The following is a 15,295-nucleotide window of genomic DNA, read 5'->3' on the forward strand; positions in this document are numbered from 1 at the left end:
TGCTAATTACCAGCGGTTAACAAGCTTTTAGTGAGACTTGTCGTGGGCGACATTGGCATGGTGAAATTCGGCCTCAGCGCACTCTGCATGAGACTGCATTTTGTAACCTAACGCCGCCAGAACAACGGTAGAGAGCATTACGCTGGTGGTGGTCAACAGCGGCGTGCTGATGAGCCATGAAACCACCAGGCTTGCCAGGAAACATAACCCCAGTTGCAGCGTATTTTGTAGCGCCGCAGCGCGCCCCGTGGCTTGAGGGAAAGGGCGTAACGCTTGCGCGACGACGATAGGGTAGATGGCGCCATTAGCAATCGCCATTACGCAGAAAGGAATCAGGATCTCCACCAGTAAGGCATTATTCAGAAGGCCCGCTCCCCAGGTGGCGATAACGCTCAGCGCGTACAGCCCTAACAGCCACGGAAGCAATTGGTAGCCCTGCCATTTTTGTAGCGCCGCGCGGCAACCATATCCGCCAATCAGAAAAGCGATGGTTTGCGGAACATAGCTCAGGCCAATCACTGCCGGGCTGTAACCCATCGCGCTGAGAATAAACGGCGACCCTGTTAGCCACGCAAAAAAGCTGGCGGAACAGGCGGCATAAATCAGCACATTACCGCGATAGGTTTTAGAGCGTAACAACGTCGCGAAAGTGAGTTTATCCTGTCCTTCGGTACGCGCTTTTACCGATGGTTTTAAGCGCAGCGCCGGCAACATCAGCAACAACGTAATCACGAACAGGGTGGCGAAAATCGCCTGCCATGAGAAATGCGTCAGTATCCAGCTTCCCAGTAAGGGCGCAAGCGCCGGGGATAATCCCACCAGTGGCATGATCGTGGCGAAGATACGGTTAATTTTTTGCGAAGGATAATAATCGGTCACCAGCGCTTGCCAGATTACCGTTGCCGCGCAAACGCCGACGGCCTGCACAAAGCGCAGCGTCAGCAGTGCTGCCGCGCTTTCTACCCACAGCATCCCCAGACTTCCAAGTGCAAAGATAGATAACCCCAGCAGTAAAATCGGTTTACGGCCATAACGATCCGATAGCGGTCCCCAGAGGAGTTGCGCGACGGCAAAGCCAGCTAAAAAAAGGCTGAGGCTGGCGCTGACCGCGGCGGCAGGCGTTTGTAAATCCGCCTGTATGGCGGCAAACGCGGGCAGGTACATGTCCGTAGCCAGAAATCCCAGCACGCTAAGACCGGCTAACCAGACTAAAAAACCTTTTCCAGGTTGCATATTTGTTTCTCTTTCTTATCAGACAGACATTGTCGCAGAGTGTAGGGAGTGAAATTACGGTTGTGAAACGTTAATATTTGTCCAGTGAATTCAAAATTTTTGTAGGCAAATTATGTGGTCGGAATACTCGCTTGAAGTGGTTGACGCCGTGGCGCGCAATGGCAGTTTTAGCGCGGCGGCGCAAGAACTGCACCGTGTGCCTTCAGCAGTCAGTTACACCGTTCGTCAGCTAGAGGAGTGGCTGGCCGTACCGCTTTTTGTACGACGTCACCGTGATGTTGAACTGACGCCTGCTGGCGTCTGGTTTTTAAAAGAAGGGCGTTCTGTTATCAAAAAAATGCAGATCACTCGCCAACAGTGTCAGCAAATTGCTAATGGCTGGCGCGGGCAGTTAGCTATTGCGGTGGACAATATCGTCAGACCAGAACGTACCCGGCAGATGATCGTCGATTTCTATCGCCATTTTGACGATGTGGAACTGCTGGTTTTTCAGGAGGTGTTTAACGGCGTCTGGGACGCGCTCTCCGACGGGCGTGTCGAACTGGCGATTGGGGCGACGCAGGCGATTCCGGTAGGGGGGCGTTACGCTTTTCGGGATATGGGGACCCTGAGCTGGAGCTGCGTAGTGGCAAGCGATCACCCGCTGGCGTCGATGCCTGGGCCGTTAAGCGATGATACCCTGCGCAACTGGCCGTCGCTGGTCAGGGAGGACACTTCGCGAACCTTACCGAAACGGATTACCTGGCTGCTGGATAACCAAAAAAGGGTCGTCGTACCGGACTGGGAGTCATCGGCAACCTGCCTGTCGGCAGGACTATGCGTGGGAATGGTGCCGACGCATTTTGCCCGACAGTGGATAGACAGCGGAAAATGGGTGGCGCTGACGTTAGAGAATCCGTTTCCCGATGCGGCCTGTTGCGTGACGTGGCAGCAAAACGAGGCCTCGCCCGCGCTGGCATGGCTGCTGGACTATTTGGGCGATAGCGAAACGTTGAATCGGGAGTGGCTGCGGGAGCCAGAAGAGGCTCCCGACTGCGGGGATTAACGCCGATAGTCGCGGAACGGGCCGTCAGCGACCGAGCGACGCTCAACCAAGCGTGGATGAACTTCAATAGACTGTGACTCTTCACGCTTATTGACGATGCGATCCAGTAGCATATTAAATGCGGTTTCGCCTAAAGAGTCTTTGGGCTGGTGAATCGTCGTCAGCGCCGGGGTAAAGTAACGGGCGTTACGCACATTGTCATAACCGATCACCGAAACATCCTGCGGTACGCGAAGCCCCATTTCGTCAGCCGCGCAAAGCGCGCCCATCGCCATAATATCGCCGCCGCAGAAAACGGCGGTAGGGCGATGTGACTGCGATAAAATTTGCTGCATCGCGTGGTAACCGGATTCCGGCTCGAAGTCGCCCTGAACAATCCAGTTGTCCGGCACGTTGATCAGCGCCTCCTCCATGGCTTTCATGAAGCCTGCCAGCCGGCCCGCGCCGGTGTTGCGCTCCAGCGGGCCGGGAATAACGCCAATATCCCGGTGGCCGCGCTCAACCAGATAACGACCCGCCATATAGCCGCCTGCAAAGGCGTTATCAATCACCGTGTCGGTAAAATCGGCCTTCGCCTCACCCCAGTCCATCACCACCATCGGAATATGGCGATACTCTTCCAGCATGGAAAGCAGAGGTTCTGGATACTCAGAACACATCACCAGCAGGCCATCCACGCGCTTTTGCGCCATCATGGACAGGTAGGCGCGCTGTTTTTCCAGGTTATTCCAGGCGTTGCCTAAAATCAGCGTATAGCCTTTCTGGAAACAGTTTTTTTCAACCGCCTCGATAATTTCGGCAAAATAGGCCGCTTCGCTGCTGGTCGCCAGTAAGCCTATCGACTTGGTATGGTTAACCTTCAGGCTACGCGCGACGGCGCTGGGAGAGTAGTGTAGCTCTTTAATTGCCGCCCAGACCGCGTTACGCGTTTCTTCAGCGACAAAACGCGTTTTGTTGATTACGTGTGATACAGTTGTAGTGGAAACGTTTGCTCGTTTCGCTACATCTTTAATTGTTGCCATTACATTTCACTCCAGACCCTCGCTAAGCTCCTGAGAAACGCCAGGTAAACGTTTGCCTACACACACCCTAATCGCAACATCAGGGTTGCGGCACGCCGGAAAAACGACACGGAACGTCAGGAAGGGGTCAATGGCCGTTACGCTAATTCAGTCAGCCTGGAATTTTGTCTGATCTTGAGGAAAAGGGGAAGCGTTAAAAACAGTTATCAATATAAAACATGAGAGATTTTTGTGCGGGAATGTGCAAAAATGCGCTATATCACTTTTTGTGTGGGAATAAAAAGGAGAAAACTTGATGAGTACCGACCTGAAATTTTCGTTGATTACTACGCTGATTGTTCTGGGCGTGATTGTCGCAGGTGGATTAACGGCCGCTCTGCACTGATTTCCTCTCTTCTGAGGGTGGGCGTCTCCTCTATTCTATCCCTCTCTAAAACGCAGAAGGCGTACCTTCTGCGTACTCAGACTTATGCGGCGAGATTTTTCGCAACAAATTCCCAGTTAACCAGCGCCCAGAAATGCTCCAGATAGTTTGGACGGGCGTTGCGGTAGTCGATGTAATACGCGTGTTCCCACACATCAACCGTCAGCAACGGCGTTGCATCCGTAGTCAGCGGCGTACCGGCATTTGAGGTAGAAACGATAGCCAGTTTGCCATCAGCGCTTTTTACCAGCCATGTCCATCCGGAACCAAAGTTTTTGATAGCGGCATCGGTGAACTGCGCTTTAAATTCCGCGAAGCTGCCAAAAGATGCCGCGATAGCATCAGCCAGTTTCCCGGTCGGTTCGCCGCCAGCGTTTGGCGCCAGGCAGTTCCAGTAGAAGGTGTGGTTCCATACCTGAGCGGCGTTATTAAAGATACCGCCTTCGGAGGCTCGCACGATCTCTTCCAGCGATTTGCCTTCAAACGCCGTGCCTTTGATCAAATTGTTAAGATTGGTCACGTAAGTCTGATGATGTTTGCCATAGTGATATTCCAGCGTCTCAGCAGAAATATGCGGTGCCAGAGCATCTTTGGCATACGGTAATGCAGGTAATTCGAACGACATTGCTTCTCTCCTTATTATTAATATTGCGCACGCACAATAACCCTGGTGCGCGTAAGGATAGGGTAGCAAATTGAGAGGTGGCGCAAAAGAAGAAGTTATCCTGTCGTTAAACGACAGGATAAAATATTAGCGAATTGTTTTAGGCGTCATCACCCGACGGGCGCCGACATAATGACGCTGCCAGTACTCTTCGTTCAGTGAGGTGATCTTAATTTCCTGACCGCTGCGCGGAGACTGGATAAACTTACCGTTGCCGACATAGACGCCAACGTGATCGGCGGTGCCGCGCCCCTGCGTACGGAAGAACACCAGATCGCCGTTTTTCAACTCGCTACGCTCAATGGGCGCCGCGTCACGCAGGTGATACATCTCATTCGCCGTTCGGGGGATACGGATCTTCACTAAATCTTTATAGGCATAATACACCAGACCGCTGCAATCAAAACCGGTGCGCGGCGACGCACCTCCCCAGTGATACGGTTTACCAATCTGATTCATGAGTTTGGACATCGCGGTTTTCGTCGCTTTTTGTACTTTTGCACGATGCGCATCGGCAATAGAGACCGGCAATGTTCCTTTCCCCTTCACGCAGTGCGGCTTACGGCCTTTACGCGTTGTGCATTTTTCCGTTACGTCGAGGGCGGCGATTGACGTGGGCGCGGTTCTGTTCCGGCGATGCGTCGTATGACGAGATTTCGTGGAGGCGGTGGTACGTTTTGGCGTAGAAGCGGAAGAAGAACGGCTGTTTTTTGAGGTTTTTTTTACGTTTTTTTTGCTGGTTTTACTGATCTTTTTCGTTGTGCTTTTCTTTTTATCTGCCGTTTTCGTGACATGAGAAACAGCAGGCGTCGCTTTGGCTTGCCTGGAAGCATGGGCCATTGGCGTAAAGGGGAGAGTAGTAAAAAGTAAAGCACAGAGCGTGATCGAGATTTTGTTTATCCGCGCCACTGAGCAATCCTCTGTTAAAGGCAGGCGATTCATGCCTGCGTATGATTTACAAAACCTGATAATTCTAATCTACAAAAGCACAGATTGGTAATTGCTTTTGGTTTCTGAAGCTGTGTTTCGTTAACAGATGTAAAAAAAATAGCAATTAATGCTAAACACGAACGCGTTATCGACGAATCACTGCGCGGCAACCCGCTTAAAAGATATTTTGTATACAACTTATTCCCGCAGACGGTAAAATAATAAGGCATGATGAAAATGTTATTTTCCGTTGCCAGCCTGACCCGTTACAATGACAGGCTTCGGTCGTAAAAGTAGTTTAAGGAAGCGAGACAATGAGCACCACTATCGAAAAAATTCAGCGCCAGATCGCTGAAAACCCGATTCTCCTGTATATGAAAGGTTCACCGAAACTGCCAAGCTGTGGTTTCTCTGCGCAGGCCGTTCAGGCGCTTTCAGCCTGCGGGGAACGTTTTGCCTATGTTGATATCCTGCAAAACCCGGATATTCGCGCTGAATTACCGAAATACGCCAACTGGCCGACATTCCCACAACTGTGGGTGGACGGCGAGCTGGTCGGCGGGTGTGATATTGTGATTGAAATGTATCAGCGTGGTGAGTTGCAGCAGCTTATTAAAGAAACTGCGGCAAAATATAAAACTCAGGAGCCGGACGCAGAGTAATCTGTGAAAGGGGAAAGCGACCTGTAAAGGTCGCTTTTTTACTGCCATAGTAAGCAAGAGCGGCGTCGTTAGCCACGTTATTTGTCCGTCGGCAAAGGTAACGGCCAGCCGCCCAGGCGCTTCCAGCGATTGACGATTTCACAAAACAGCACCGCTGTCCGCTCGGTATCATACAAAGCGGAATGGGCCTTTTCGCCGTCAAACTCCATACCTGCCGCCAGGCACGCTTTTGATAACACCGTTTGTCCCAGCGCCAGTCCGCTCAATGCCGCAGTATCAAAGGTGACGAACGGATGAAACGGGTTACGTTTCAGCGAGGCGCGCTCTGCGGCGGCCATCATAAAACTGTGATCAAAAGTGGCGTTATGCGCGACCATAATGGCGCGGCTACAACCGCTGTCTTTGATACCTTTACGCACCATTTTGAAAATAGCGTGTAGCGCCTCATATTCACTCACCGCGCCGCGTAGCGGGTTAGAGGGATCGATACCGTTAAACGCGAGCGCTTCCGGCTGTAAGTTGGCTCCAGCGAACGGCTCTACATGGAAATGCAGCGTCGTGTCCGGCATCAGCCAGCCTTGTTCATCCATTTTCAGCGTGATGGCGGCGATTTCGAGCAGCGCATCGGTTTTAGCGTTAAATCCTGCAGTTTCAACGTCGATGACGACAGGATAAAAACCACGAAAACGGTCGCACAGACCGGAAAGTTGAGCGTTATCGGACATCTGAGTCTCTTAATACGAAAAAATGCAGCGCGTATTATGGCAAATTTTACGCCGGGATGCAGTAAAACAACGGGCGCAGTGACCTGCGCCCGGCGGGGGATCAGTTACCCAGACCGCGGCCTGCGTCTTTAGCTTCAATCAATTCGATTTTATAGCCATCCGGATCTTCAACGAAGGCGATGATGGTCGAACCGCCTTTTACCGGCCCCGCTTCACGGGTCACGTTGCCGCCGTTTTGACGAATGCGTTCACAGGCTTCAGCAGCATTGTCAACGCTCAGCGCGATATGCCCGTACGCATTGCCCATGTCGTAGCTCTCAACGCCCCAGTTATAGGTTAGTTCGATGACCGCTTCTTCCGTTTCCGGACCATATCCCACAAAGGCCAGCGAGTATTTGTATTCCGGATTCTCACTGGTACGCAGCAATTTCATGCCCAGAACGTTAGTGTAAAAAGCGATGGAACGCTGCAAATCGCCGACGCGCAGCATAGTATGCAATAAACGCATTTTCGTTGTCCTTAAAATAGTCAAGATATTCAAAGTATAGCGGCGATGTGAGGCCGCTATCAATGAAATTACAGAGTAGGGTAGTCAGTGTAGCCTTCCGCGCCGCCGCCATAAAAACTTTCGGGACGCTGTGGATTGAGTTTCGCTTTACATTGCAGACGCGCTACCAGATCCGGGTTAGCGATGTAATCGCGACCAAACGCCACGGCGTCAATCAGCCCTTTTTCGATCAGATCTTCCGCTTTTTCTGGCGTATAGGCGCCAGCGCCGATGATGGGACCGTGGAAACGTGCGCGCACTTTTTCACGGAACGCGTCGCTGTACGGTTCGCCGCCCGCCCAGTCTGGTTCAGACATATGCAGATAAGCAATGCCGCGTTTGCCTAACGCTTCAATCAGATAAAGGGCGTCAGCTTCTTCATTCGGGCCGTTATCGACATTCTGGAAAGTGCCGACAGGAGAAAGGCGGATGCCGATACGGTCCGCGCCCCATTCCTTAATGCCGGCATCAACCACCTCCAGCACCAGACGGGCGCGATTCTCTACGCTGCCGCCGTACTGATCGGTACGGTGATTAGAAGACGGTGAGAGGAACTGGTGCAGCAGATAACCGTGCGCGGAGTGCAGCTCCACCAGATCGAAGCCTGCCTCTCGGGCATTGGCGATAGCCTGGCGGAAATCGTTGACGATCCCTGGAATCTCGTGAGTATCCAGCGCGCGCGGCGTGGAAGTCTCTACGCGGATGGCCTGGCCGTTTTCATCACGCAAAGAGGTGCGGGTTCCCGCATTGATAGCGGATGGCGCGACGGGCGCTTGTCCGCCTGGTTGCAGGCTGGCGTGTGAAATACGGCCCGTATGCCACAGTTGCACCGCCATATGGCCGCCCTGGGCATGGACTCCCTGAGTGATTTTTTTCCAGGCGGCGATCTGCTCATCGCTGTGTAATCCCGGTGCGCCGGCATAGCCTTTCGCCTGTGCGGAGATTTGTGTGGCTTCGCTGATGATCAATCCGGCGCTGGCGCGTTGACGGTAATATTCCGCCATTAACGGCGTAGGAATGTCGCCCGGTTCAATACTCCGCAAACGCGTCAAAGGCGCCATAAATACGCGATTTGTCGCCGTGATGGCACCCACCTTGAGGGGGGTAAACAATTTTGCTGATGACATAGTGGCTCCTGATATAAGTAGACCGGTCGTCTTGTAATAAAGGAAATAAAAACGCCTGTTACTGCTCAGGCGTTGCAATGATGGTCTTAACATGCGCCAACGCATTTTCCAGCGGCGCGGCGCTACGGGATATTTTGGCCTGCAAATTGGCGCCCAGCCACAGGGCATAAAGTACCTGCGCCTGTGGCAACGGCTGGCCGGTGAAATGTAAACAGTGGCTATTACGGCCATCTTCCAGCGCGCGTGCAAGCAGTGCCATGATCTCCTGCGCCCCTTTATCCATCGTAGAGCGCATATCCTCCGACAGATCGCAGACTTCCGCTGACAGTTTCACCGTCAGGCAACCGCTGATGGTGCCTTGCTGGCAAAACTGCTTTAACGTTTCCTGATACCAGGCGAGAAGACGATCGCGATGATTACCGGGACCGGAGGTGAAGTGCGCCGTAAGACGCTGATGATAGCAGGCGTAATGTCGTTCAAGCATGGCGACGCCGAAGGCTTCTTTCGAGCGAAAGTAGTGATAAAACGACCCTTTAGGCACCTGGGCGGTTTTGAGCAACTCGCTAAGCCCCATGCCGGTAAAACCCCGTTGCATACAAAGCTGCTCGCCGGTGGCCAGCAGATGTTCGCGGGTATCGTGTTCGGTTTGCTTATTCATGACAGGTAGTATAGTAGACCAGTCGGTCTACTGCAAGCAGAGTTGCCATAATGTCAGTTAGCGTCTTCAATAGTCATAAGCGCCAAACGTTGAGGAGGGGATGTGGCCGAGCAGTTGGAGTTTTTTCCTGTAGCAAGCCCATGTCGCGGTATCTGCCAGTCTGATGAGCGTGGCTTTTGTCGGGGATGTATGCGCAGCCGCGACGAACGGTTTAACTGGCAAAAAATGAGCGATGCCGAGAAACAAAATGTACTGCGGCTTTGTCGCCAGCGTTTCTTGCGTAAAATACGCGCAAATAAGCCTCTCCCATCGGAAGATCCTCAACAACCTTCACTCTTTTAAACGCGGAATTGCGTATACTCAACCTCATTATTCTCTATGAGGAATCTGTTATGGTTCAGCGTGTCACCATCGCTCCACAAGGCCCGGAGTTTTCGCGTTTTGTCATGGGTTACTGGCGTTTGATGGACTGGAATATGTCCGCGCGTCAGTTAGTGAGTTTTATCGAAGAACATCTGGATTTGGGCGTCACTACCGTTGACCATGCGGACATTTATGGCGGTTATCAATGCGAAGCGGCGTTTGGCGCGGCGCTAACGTTGGCGCCGCATTTGCGGGAAAAACTGCAAATCGTTACCAAATGCGGTATTGCGACCACCGCCAGAGCGGAAAATAGGCTCGGTCATTATATTACCGATCGCCGCCATATTATTCTGAGCGCCGAACAGTCATTAAAAAATCTGGCGACAGATTATCTGGATATGTTGTTAATTCACCGTCCCGATCCGTTAATGGATGCGGATGACGTCGCCGAGGCGTTTCAACATCTGCACCAAAGCGGCAAAGTACGCCATTTTGGCGTTTCTAATTTTACGCCAGCGCAATTTACGTTGCTGCAATCGCGCCTGCCGTTCACCCTGGCGACCAATCAGGTGGAGATCTCGCCGGTTCATCAGCCTTTGTTGCTGGACGGCACATTAGATCAATTACAGCAACTGCGTATTCGTCCGATGGCCTGGTCATGTCTTGGCGGCGGTCGGCTGTTTAATGATGAGGCTTATCAGCCGTTGCGCCAGGAACTTTCCGTTATCGCGCAAGAACTCAACGCCAGTTCTATTGAACAGGTGGTCTATGCCTGGATTTTACGTTTGCCGTCGCAGCCGCTGCCGATTATTGGCTCGGGTAAAATCGAACGCGTACGCGCCGCACTAGAAGCGGAAACGCTGTCATTGTCGCGTCAACAGTGGTTCCGAATCCGCAAGGCGGCACTGGGTTATGACGTGCCGTAATCGCCAACTCGTTGACTTTCCGTTCATGTTTTCGCCAGTGGTTTACACTTAACAGACGACCACATGTAACGGAGGTTTTATGAAGCGATTAAGTTTAGCGATGGTGACGCTGCTGGCCTGTGCGGGTGCGCAGGCCGCCAGCGAGAAAGTAGAGATGAACCTGGTGACGGCGCAAGGCGTAGGACAGTCTATCGGCACCGTCGTCATCGATGAAACCGAAGGCGGCTTAAAATTTACCCCACACCTTAAAGCGTTACCGCCGGGCGAGCATGGTTTTCACATTCATGCCAACGGTAGCTGCCAGCCCGCGATTAAAGACGGCAAAGCAGTTGCCGCAGAGGCCGCTGGTGGTCATCTGGACCCACAAAATACCGGCAAGCATGAAGGACCGGAAGGCCAGGGGCATCTGGGCGACCTCCCGGTGTTAGTCGTTAATAATGATGGTATCGCCACCGAACCGGTTACTGCGCCGCGTCTGAAGTCTCTTGATGAAGTGAAAGATAAAGCGCTCATGATCCATGTGGGCGGCGATAACATGTCCGATCAGCCGAAACCGCTCGGCGGCGGCGGAATGCGTTACGCCTGCGGCGTCATTAAATAACCCGGAGACAGTGTTCCCTGCGCTGGAGCCTGTTCCAGCTGCGACAGCGAACAGTGTAAACGCCAGATAATCGCCGCCAGCTCATGCGCGGCGGGTTGATGATGATGTGCGAGCGTGTCGCAGATACGCTGTAATTCCTGTAGCGTGACGGCAAGCGGGCGTTGCTGCACGCCGCGCTCGCTCATCACATCACGCAGCAGGGATATACAAATATCCCGCACCCGGGAAAGCGGATCGGAACGCGACTCCCAGGCGCGCAGCTGCCACACCACATGCGAGCAGTTCAGCAGTACCACTCCCCAACGTAATAACCACCGGCGCGCCAGCGCATCCTGGCTATTGCTGAGCTGACTGACGTGATGATAGGTCAGCGATTCAAACTCGCTTTCGCTATGGGAAGGATGACGGCTAAGCTGATCGACGAAATCCCGGCGTAGCGCGCGGATATGGCGGCGACTTTTTACGGCATCGGAACCGGGGCGCAAAATCGCAAACGCCAGCCAGGAAATCGCGACGCCGACGATCTTGGCGGTATTATCGTTAAGGAAGTCGGCGAAGTCGTACACCGGCGGATTGGTCACGGCGATGAATGAGCCCATAAAAACGATAAGCTGCCCCCACAGTCCCGCCAGCTTAGGCATCTGCAGTTTAAGCAGTTGCATCGTGACGAACAGCGGAAAAAGGAAAAGCAAGAATTGCCACAGATCGGTGATTTGCACCATCAGGCCAAATTTCACCACGAAGCTGAATAAGGACAGCAGCACTAAAGTACGCATCAATAAGGAAAGCGACTTAAACGGCGTGGCGACGATGGAGTAGAGGACGCAACTGATCGCCGCCAGGGTTAATGCGCCGGGTCCTGATTCCCATTGCGCGCCAATACTCCAGGCGCCAATCACCGTGAGCGTGCAAAAGGTACGCACGCCGCTCCAGATGGCCTCTGCGTTATCCGTATGCCGCGCAAGGCCGGGAGTGCGGCGGATATGGATTTGATCCACCGGCGCGCCGCTTTCGATCAGATATAACTGACGGCTGCTGCGCAGATATAGCTGGCAAAAATAGCGTAATCGCTGCCAGAACGCGAGGTGACGATAATCCTGTTCATCCTGCGGGCGTAGCGGGGCAATAATCCGCGCCACGGTGTAGCTGTCCGCGCGCGGTTTCGCCAGCGCAGCTAAGAGTTGTTCAATAACTTCGCGGCTGTTTTCCGGCGGCGTCGGCCAGTTTAAAAGCATTCTACGCAGACTGGAGATCACGCTGGTTAGCCGTAATTGCTGGTGTAACAATGCATTTAGCAATGCATTCTGGCGGCGAAAACGGTAGTGACTCCAGAAGGCCTGAATACGCAGCAGGTTCATGGTCAGGATTTGCCCAATGACCCCCTCATGCGCGGAGCGGATGGCGTCGGTAGTCTCCGGCTGCCAAAGTAGACTGGCATGTTCCAGCAAGCGCGCATGCATGTTTTTCAACGCGGTGAGCAGGGCTGTGCCATCCGATGTGCTGGGCAGGATCATCATCATCATGCCGCCACAGAGGATGCCGACGATAACTTCACATACACGTGCCTGGGCGACATCCCACAACTGCGTGATTTCTACAATATTAACCATCGGGAACGCGATGATTGCCGCCGTGTAGCCGGACAACTGGAAAGCATAAGCGGCATTATTGGTAAAATGCGCGCAGGCCCAGGTACAAAAACCGATCCAGGCGGCCATGCTAAATAAGAACAACCAGGGTTCATTCAGCGTATGGCCGGCAATAATTAACGCGGCGGTCGCGCCGAGTAAACTCCCGGCAATACGTCCCAGACTTTTACTGATTACGCCGCCTACGGTCGGAAAGCTCACCACTGCGGCCGAAGTCATCGCCCAGTAGGGCTCATCCAGATTGAGATAATAAGCGAATGTCAGCGCGAGACACATAGCAATGGTATTGCGCAACGCGTAACGCCACTGGCCGGAGGTCGCTTTAAACCAGGGCGTATTTCGCAGGGCCGGCAGGGAGAGTTTCATTACCGCGGTCCAATGGCTACGCTGCAGGTAGTGCCGGAGACGAGCGTGATATCCTGCGGCAAAGCGTCAAATTCGATACGTACCGGTACGCGTTGCGCCAGACGTACCCACGGTACGTTGGGTTTGATATCGGGCACTAAACCGGAGTCACTTTCCACGCTTTGGTCGTAAATAGCGCGCCCGATACTGCCAACGTGACCCTGTAACTTAATATTGCCACTATACAGTGTTATTAATGCAGGCTCACCTTCGCGGATATGGCGTAGTTTGGTTTCTTCGAAATATCCCATTACATAAAATGAATGGCTATCTACCAGGGCGAAAAGCGGCTTACCGGTACTGGCATAATCACCGGTACGCGTGGAAAGGTTGGTCACCCAGCCGGATACCGGCGCTTTTACTTCCGTCTGGCTAAGCTGCCACTGCGCCTGTTTTAACGTTGCCAGTGCGACATCTACGTTGGCCTGCATCGCTTTAACATTCAGATTGGCGCTATCCAGATCTTCAGCAGAGATGTAGTTACGCGATAAATGTCGACGTCGGTCGGCTTCATTATTCGCTTTTGCCAGATCGGACTGCGCTTTGGCCAACTGCGCCTGCGCGTTAAGTTCTGCAATATGGAAGGGCGTTTTATCAATGACAAAAAGAACGTCCCCGGCGTTGACGAACTGATTATCTTTGATATTGAGTTGGGTAATGCTGCCAGAAACCTGTGGCGTTACGCTGACCTGTTCCGCGCGGATTTTACCATCGCGCGTCCACGGTGACTGCATATAGTAATTCCATAACCACCACGCGGCCAGAACGGCGACGACGGCGACAATGAGAGTAGAAAAATATTTTATTGTTTTTAAGGACATATTTACCACGCGATCAGTAAAACGAGGCCCAGACATACGCAAAGCGTAAAGAGGGAGAGATCCATTAACAGGGGATGCCAGATTTCATCAGAGTATATCCGGTCACGCAGGAGTCGGTGAATAAACAACCAGATAACGAACCCAAGCGCAAAGGCTTTAAAGAATGGCGGAAAGTAAACAGATGCTCCCAACATGAGATCTTGTAAGGGCAATCCTGTGGCGTTGAGTATACACTTCACAAGCAATGTTCCTTTGCGTCAGACATCGATGCTTTGGTTTTAGCCAAAACCGAAGCTACAGGTGCCAGGTGCGCACTATGTCTGAAAAAATGTCTATTGGTAAGCAAATTTAGCAATACATTTGTTTTGAGAATACAAATACTGCACACTATTCTAAAATCAGCATAATAACTTAGCAAGCTAATTATAAGGAGATGAAATTGGAATCGCCACTAGGTTCTGATCTGGCACGGTTGGTGCGCATTTGGCGTGCTCTGATTGACCATCGCCTCAAGCCTCTGGAATTGACGCAGACACATTGGGTCACGTTGCACAATATTCATCAATTGCCGCCTGACCAGTCGCAGATTCAATTGGCTAAAGCGATAGGCATTGAGCAGCCATCGCTGGTACGCACGTTGGATCAACTTGAAGATAAGGGGCTAATTTCGCGGCAAACCTGCGCCAGCGATCGTCGCGCTAAGCGCATTAAACTGACCGAAAAAGCGGAGCCGCTGATCGCTGAGATGGAAGCGGTCATTCATAAAACGCGCGGTGAAATTTTGGCTGGGATTTCTTCAGAGGAGATTGAGATTCTGATTAAACTTATCGCCAAGCTTGAACACAACATTATGGAATTGCACTCTCACGATTGAGGTGCAGGGGCATACGTGTGGCCATGTGACCACACGTAAAGCCTGGTTTAGCGTGGAGAGACAGTAACCTGGCTGCCATTGCTGGCCAGCACGACACGCTGACCTGCCGAGAAACGCGTATTTCCTTGTTTCTGCACAACCATAATGGTGTTGCCATCGTCTTTACGAATTTCCAGTTCCACACCCTGGGTTTTATTCATTGCGCTCTGGACGCCCTGGCCCGCTACGCCGCCAGCCACCGCACCTGCCGCGGTCGCCAGTGAACGACCCGTACCACCGCCGATAGTGTTGCCGAGGAATCCGCCCAACACCGCGCCGCCGATAGCGCCAATCACGTTAGAATCATCACCGCCCTGAATTTGAACCGGACGAACGTTAACGATAGTACCGTACGTTACATTCTGAACTTGTTTAGCCTCGGATGCGGTATAAACATCACCCGAAAGGCTATCATTGTTAACACACCCCGCTAAGGATAACCCCATCAGTGAAACGGCCAGTACACGTTTAATCATTTACCCATCTCCTGTTCTTCACGAAACGCTATTTCAGCATCCCTATAGCTAAATTATATGGCATTTATGCAGTTAAGGTCATATCTTCTGCCAAAAGAATGTAA

The 15,295-nt window shown here is 52.5% G+C and carries 19 protein-coding genes; 7 read left to right on the forward strand and 12 right to left on the reverse strand.

The features are described from left to right. Positions 1-27: 27 nt before the first annotated feature. Complete coding sequence (gene punC, locus ACLJRE_RS05985) at positions 28-1,233, reverse strand: purine nucleoside transporter PunC (RefSeq protein WP_023212226.1); 1,206 nt, start codon at positions 1,231-1,233, stop codon at positions 28-30. A gap of 112 nt (positions 1,234-1,345) precedes the next feature. Here punC and punR point away from each other — a divergent pair, with 112 nt between their 5' ends. Continuing rightward, positions 1,346-2,278 (forward strand): DNA-binding transcriptional activator PunR, encoded by a 933-nt coding sequence (gene punR, locus ACLJRE_RS05990; RefSeq protein WP_000269522.1) that lies wholly within the window; start codon positions 1,346-1,348, stop codon positions 2,276-2,278. On the opposite strand, the gene purR is transcribed toward punR, so the two are convergent. Beyond that, positions 2,275-3,300, reverse strand: a complete 1,026-nt coding sequence (gene purR, locus ACLJRE_RS05995) for an HTH-type transcriptional repressor PurR (protein WP_000190993.1) — start codon at positions 3,298-3,300, stop codon at positions 2,275-2,277. The genes punR and purR overlap by 4 nt on opposite strands. A gap of 295 nt (positions 3,301-3,595) precedes the next feature. Here purR and ACLJRE_RS06000 point away from each other — a divergent pair, with 295 nt between their 5' ends. Further along, the gene (locus tag ACLJRE_RS06000) at positions 3,596-3,685 is read left to right on the forward strand and encodes a YnhF family membrane protein (protein ID WP_000102277.1); all 90 of its coding nucleotides are present in this window, start codon (positions 3,596-3,598) and stop codon (positions 3,683-3,685) included. An 82-nt stretch (positions 3,686-3,767) separates the two neighbouring features. On the opposite strand, the gene sodB is transcribed toward ACLJRE_RS06000, so the two are convergent. Both sodB and ACLJRE_RS06010 read right to left on the reverse strand, forming a co-directional pair. Continuing rightward, positions 3,768-4,349 carry a superoxide dismutase [Fe] gene (gene sodB, locus ACLJRE_RS06005; protein WP_000007294.1) on the reverse strand — a complete coding sequence of 194 codons (582 nt, stop codon included), beginning with the start codon at positions 4,347-4,349 and terminating at the stop codon, positions 3,768-3,770. A 126-nt stretch (positions 4,350-4,475) separates the two neighbouring features. After that, a complete protein-coding gene (locus ACLJRE_RS06010) occupies positions 4,476-5,297 on the reverse strand; it encodes a C40 family peptidase (protein ID WP_023220693.1) in 822 nt (273 codons plus the stop codon). Positions 5,298-5,632: 335 nt separating this feature from the next. Between ACLJRE_RS06010 and grxD the strand changes: the two genes are divergently transcribed. Next, positions 5,633-5,980, forward strand: coding sequence for a monothiol glutaredoxin 4 (grxD, locus tag ACLJRE_RS06015; protein WP_000108176.1), 348 nt, complete (start codon positions 5,633-5,635; stop codon positions 5,978-5,980). Between the two features lie 77 nt (positions 5,981-6,057). On the opposite strand, the gene rnt is transcribed toward grxD, so the two are convergent. From rnt to ACLJRE_RS06035, 4 genes are all read right to left on the reverse strand, one after another. After that, the gene (gene rnt, locus ACLJRE_RS06020) at positions 6,058-6,705 is read right to left on the reverse strand and encodes a ribonuclease T (protein WP_001282272.1); all 648 of its coding nucleotides are present in this window, start codon (positions 6,703-6,705) and stop codon (positions 6,058-6,060) included. A 100-nt stretch (positions 6,706-6,805) separates the two neighbouring features. Beyond that, the gene (gloA, locus tag ACLJRE_RS06025; RefSeq protein WP_001237787.1) at positions 6,806-7,213 is read right to left on the reverse strand and encodes a lactoylglutathione lyase; all 408 of its coding nucleotides are present in this window, start codon (positions 7,211-7,213) and stop codon (positions 6,806-6,808) included. A gap of 68 nt (positions 7,214-7,281) precedes the next feature. After that, on the reverse strand, positions 7,282-8,379 hold the full coding sequence (locus ACLJRE_RS06030; protein WP_000092927.1) for an alkene reductase: 1,098 nt from the start codon (positions 8,377-8,379) through the stop codon (positions 7,282-7,284). Positions 8,380-8,437: 58 nt separating this feature from the next. Next, entirely contained in the window at positions 8,438-9,037 is a 600-nt protein-coding gene (locus ACLJRE_RS06035; protein WP_001041827.1) for a TetR/AcrR family transcriptional regulator, read from the reverse strand. 102 nt (positions 9,038-9,139) lie between these two features. On the opposite strand from ACLJRE_RS06035, the gene ACLJRE_RS06040 reads away from it, so the two are divergent. The 3 genes from ACLJRE_RS06040 to sodC2 all read left to right on the forward strand — a co-directional run bounded on the left by ACLJRE_RS06040 (position 9,140) and on the right by sodC2 (position 10,927). After that, complete coding sequence (locus tag ACLJRE_RS06040) at positions 9,140-9,379, forward strand: DUF1289 domain-containing protein (RefSeq protein WP_001538148.1); 240 nt, start codon at positions 9,140-9,142, stop codon at positions 9,377-9,379. A gap of 50 nt (positions 9,380-9,429) precedes the next feature. Next, entirely contained in the window at positions 9,430-10,326 is an 897-nt protein-coding gene (locus ACLJRE_RS06045) for an aldo/keto reductase family oxidoreductase (protein ID WP_000250715.1), read from the forward strand. Positions 10,327-10,405: 79 nt separating this feature from the next. Next, positions 10,406-10,927, forward strand: a complete 522-nt coding sequence (sodC2, locus tag ACLJRE_RS06050; RefSeq protein WP_000826820.1) for a superoxide dismutase [Cu-Zn] SodC2 — start codon at positions 10,406-10,408, stop codon at positions 10,925-10,927. Here the strand turns inward: sodC2 and ACLJRE_RS06055 are convergent. Genes ACLJRE_RS06055 through ACLJRE_RS06065 form a run of 3 tightly spaced genes read right to left on the reverse strand, consistent with a single transcriptional unit; the run spans position 10,903 to position 14,041 of the window. Next, positions 10,903-12,942, reverse strand: coding sequence for an FUSC family protein (locus ACLJRE_RS06055; RefSeq protein ID WP_023212225.1), 2,040 nt, complete (start codon positions 12,940-12,942; stop codon positions 10,903-10,905). The genes sodC2 and ACLJRE_RS06055 overlap by 25 nt on opposite strands. Beyond that, positions 12,942-13,802 (reverse strand): HlyD family secretion protein, encoded by an 861-nt coding sequence (locus ACLJRE_RS06060; protein ID WP_023212224.1) that lies wholly within the window; start codon positions 13,800-13,802, stop codon positions 12,942-12,944. Before ACLJRE_RS06060 ends, ACLJRE_RS06055 begins: the two co-directional genes overlap by 1 nt. 2 nt (positions 13,803-13,804) lie before the next feature. Further along, positions 13,805-14,041, reverse strand: a complete 237-nt coding sequence (locus ACLJRE_RS06065; RefSeq protein ID WP_000649755.1) for a DUF1656 domain-containing protein — start codon at positions 14,039-14,041, stop codon at positions 13,805-13,807. A 194-nt stretch (positions 14,042-14,235) separates the two neighbouring features. Between ACLJRE_RS06065 and slyA the strand changes: the two genes are divergently transcribed. Beyond that, entirely contained in the window at positions 14,236-14,676 is a 441-nt protein-coding gene (gene slyA, locus ACLJRE_RS06070; RefSeq protein WP_000764550.1) for a transcriptional regulator SlyA, read from the forward strand. Positions 14,677-14,723: 47 nt separating this feature from the next. Here slyA and slyB read toward each other — a convergent pair whose 3' ends face one another. Then, the gene (gene slyB, locus ACLJRE_RS06075; protein WP_000597179.1) at positions 14,724-15,191 is read right to left on the reverse strand and encodes an outer membrane lipoprotein SlyB; all 468 of its coding nucleotides are present in this window, start codon (positions 15,189-15,191) and stop codon (positions 14,724-14,726) included. Positions 15,192-15,295 lie beyond the last annotated feature (104 nt).

It is taken from the genome of Salmonella sp. SAL04157, assembly GCF_046551635.1.
Classification (GTDB): Bacteria; Pseudomonadota; Gammaproteobacteria; order Enterobacterales; family Enterobacteriaceae; genus Salmonella; species Salmonella enterica.

What these genes read in the sequence shown, in the direction of transcription:
- punC (WP_023212226.1), bottom strand. Translation starts at nt 1,233, where the DNA reads ATGCAACCTGGAAAAGGTTTTTTAGTCTGGTTAGCCGGTCTTAGCGTG.
- punR (WP_000269522.1), top strand. Translation starts at nt 1,346, where the DNA reads ATGTGGTCGGAATACTCGCTTGAAGTGGTTGACGCCGTGGCGCGCAAT.
- purR (WP_000190993.1), bottom strand. Translation starts at nt 3,300, where the DNA reads ATGGCAACAATTAAAGATGTAGCGAAACGAGCAAACGTTTCCACTACA.
- ACLJRE_RS06000 (WP_000102277.1), top strand. Translation starts at nt 3,596, where the DNA reads ATGAGTACCGACCTGAAATTTTCGTTGATTACTACGCTGATTGTTCTG.
- sodB (WP_000007294.1), bottom strand. Translation starts at nt 4,349, where the DNA reads ATGTCGTTCGAATTACCTGCATTACCGTATGCCAAAGATGCTCTGGCA.
- grxD (WP_000108176.1), top strand. Translation starts at nt 5,633, where the DNA reads ATGAGCACCACTATCGAAAAAATTCAGCGCCAGATCGCTGAAAACCCG.
- rnt (WP_001282272.1), bottom strand. Translation starts at nt 6,705, where the DNA reads ATGTCCGATAACGCTCAACTTTCCGGTCTGTGCGACCGTTTTCGTGGT.
- gloA (WP_001237787.1), bottom strand. Translation starts at nt 7,213, where the DNA reads ATGCGTTTATTGCATACTATGCTGCGCGTCGGCGATTTGCAGCGTTCC.
- ACLJRE_RS06030 (WP_000092927.1), bottom strand. Translation starts at nt 8,379, where the DNA reads ATGTCATCAGCAAAATTGTTTACCCCCCTCAAGGTGGGTGCCATCACG.
- ACLJRE_RS06035 (WP_001041827.1), bottom strand. Translation starts at nt 9,037, where the DNA reads ATGAATAAGCAAACCGAACACGATACCCGCGAACATCTGCTGGCCACC.
- ACLJRE_RS06045 (WP_000250715.1), top strand. Translation starts at nt 9,430, where the DNA reads ATGGTTCAGCGTGTCACCATCGCTCCACAAGGCCCGGAGTTTTCGCGT.
- sodC2 (WP_000826820.1), top strand. Translation starts at nt 10,406, where the DNA reads ATGAAGCGATTAAGTTTAGCGATGGTGACGCTGCTGGCCTGTGCGGGT.
- ACLJRE_RS06055 (WP_023212225.1), bottom strand. Translation starts at nt 12,942, where the DNA reads ATGAAACTCTCCCTGCCGGCCCTGCGAAATACGCCCTGGTTTAAAGCG.
- ACLJRE_RS06060 (WP_023212224.1), bottom strand. Translation starts at nt 13,802, where the DNA reads ATGTCCTTAAAAACAATAAAATATTTTTCTACTCTCATTGTCGCCGTC.
- slyA (WP_000764550.1), top strand. Translation starts at nt 14,236, where the DNA reads ATGAAATTGGAATCGCCACTAGGTTCTGATCTGGCACGGTTGGTGCGC.
- slyB (WP_000597179.1), bottom strand. Translation starts at nt 15,191, where the DNA reads ATGATTAAACGTGTACTGGCCGTTTCACTGATGGGGTTATCCTTAGCG.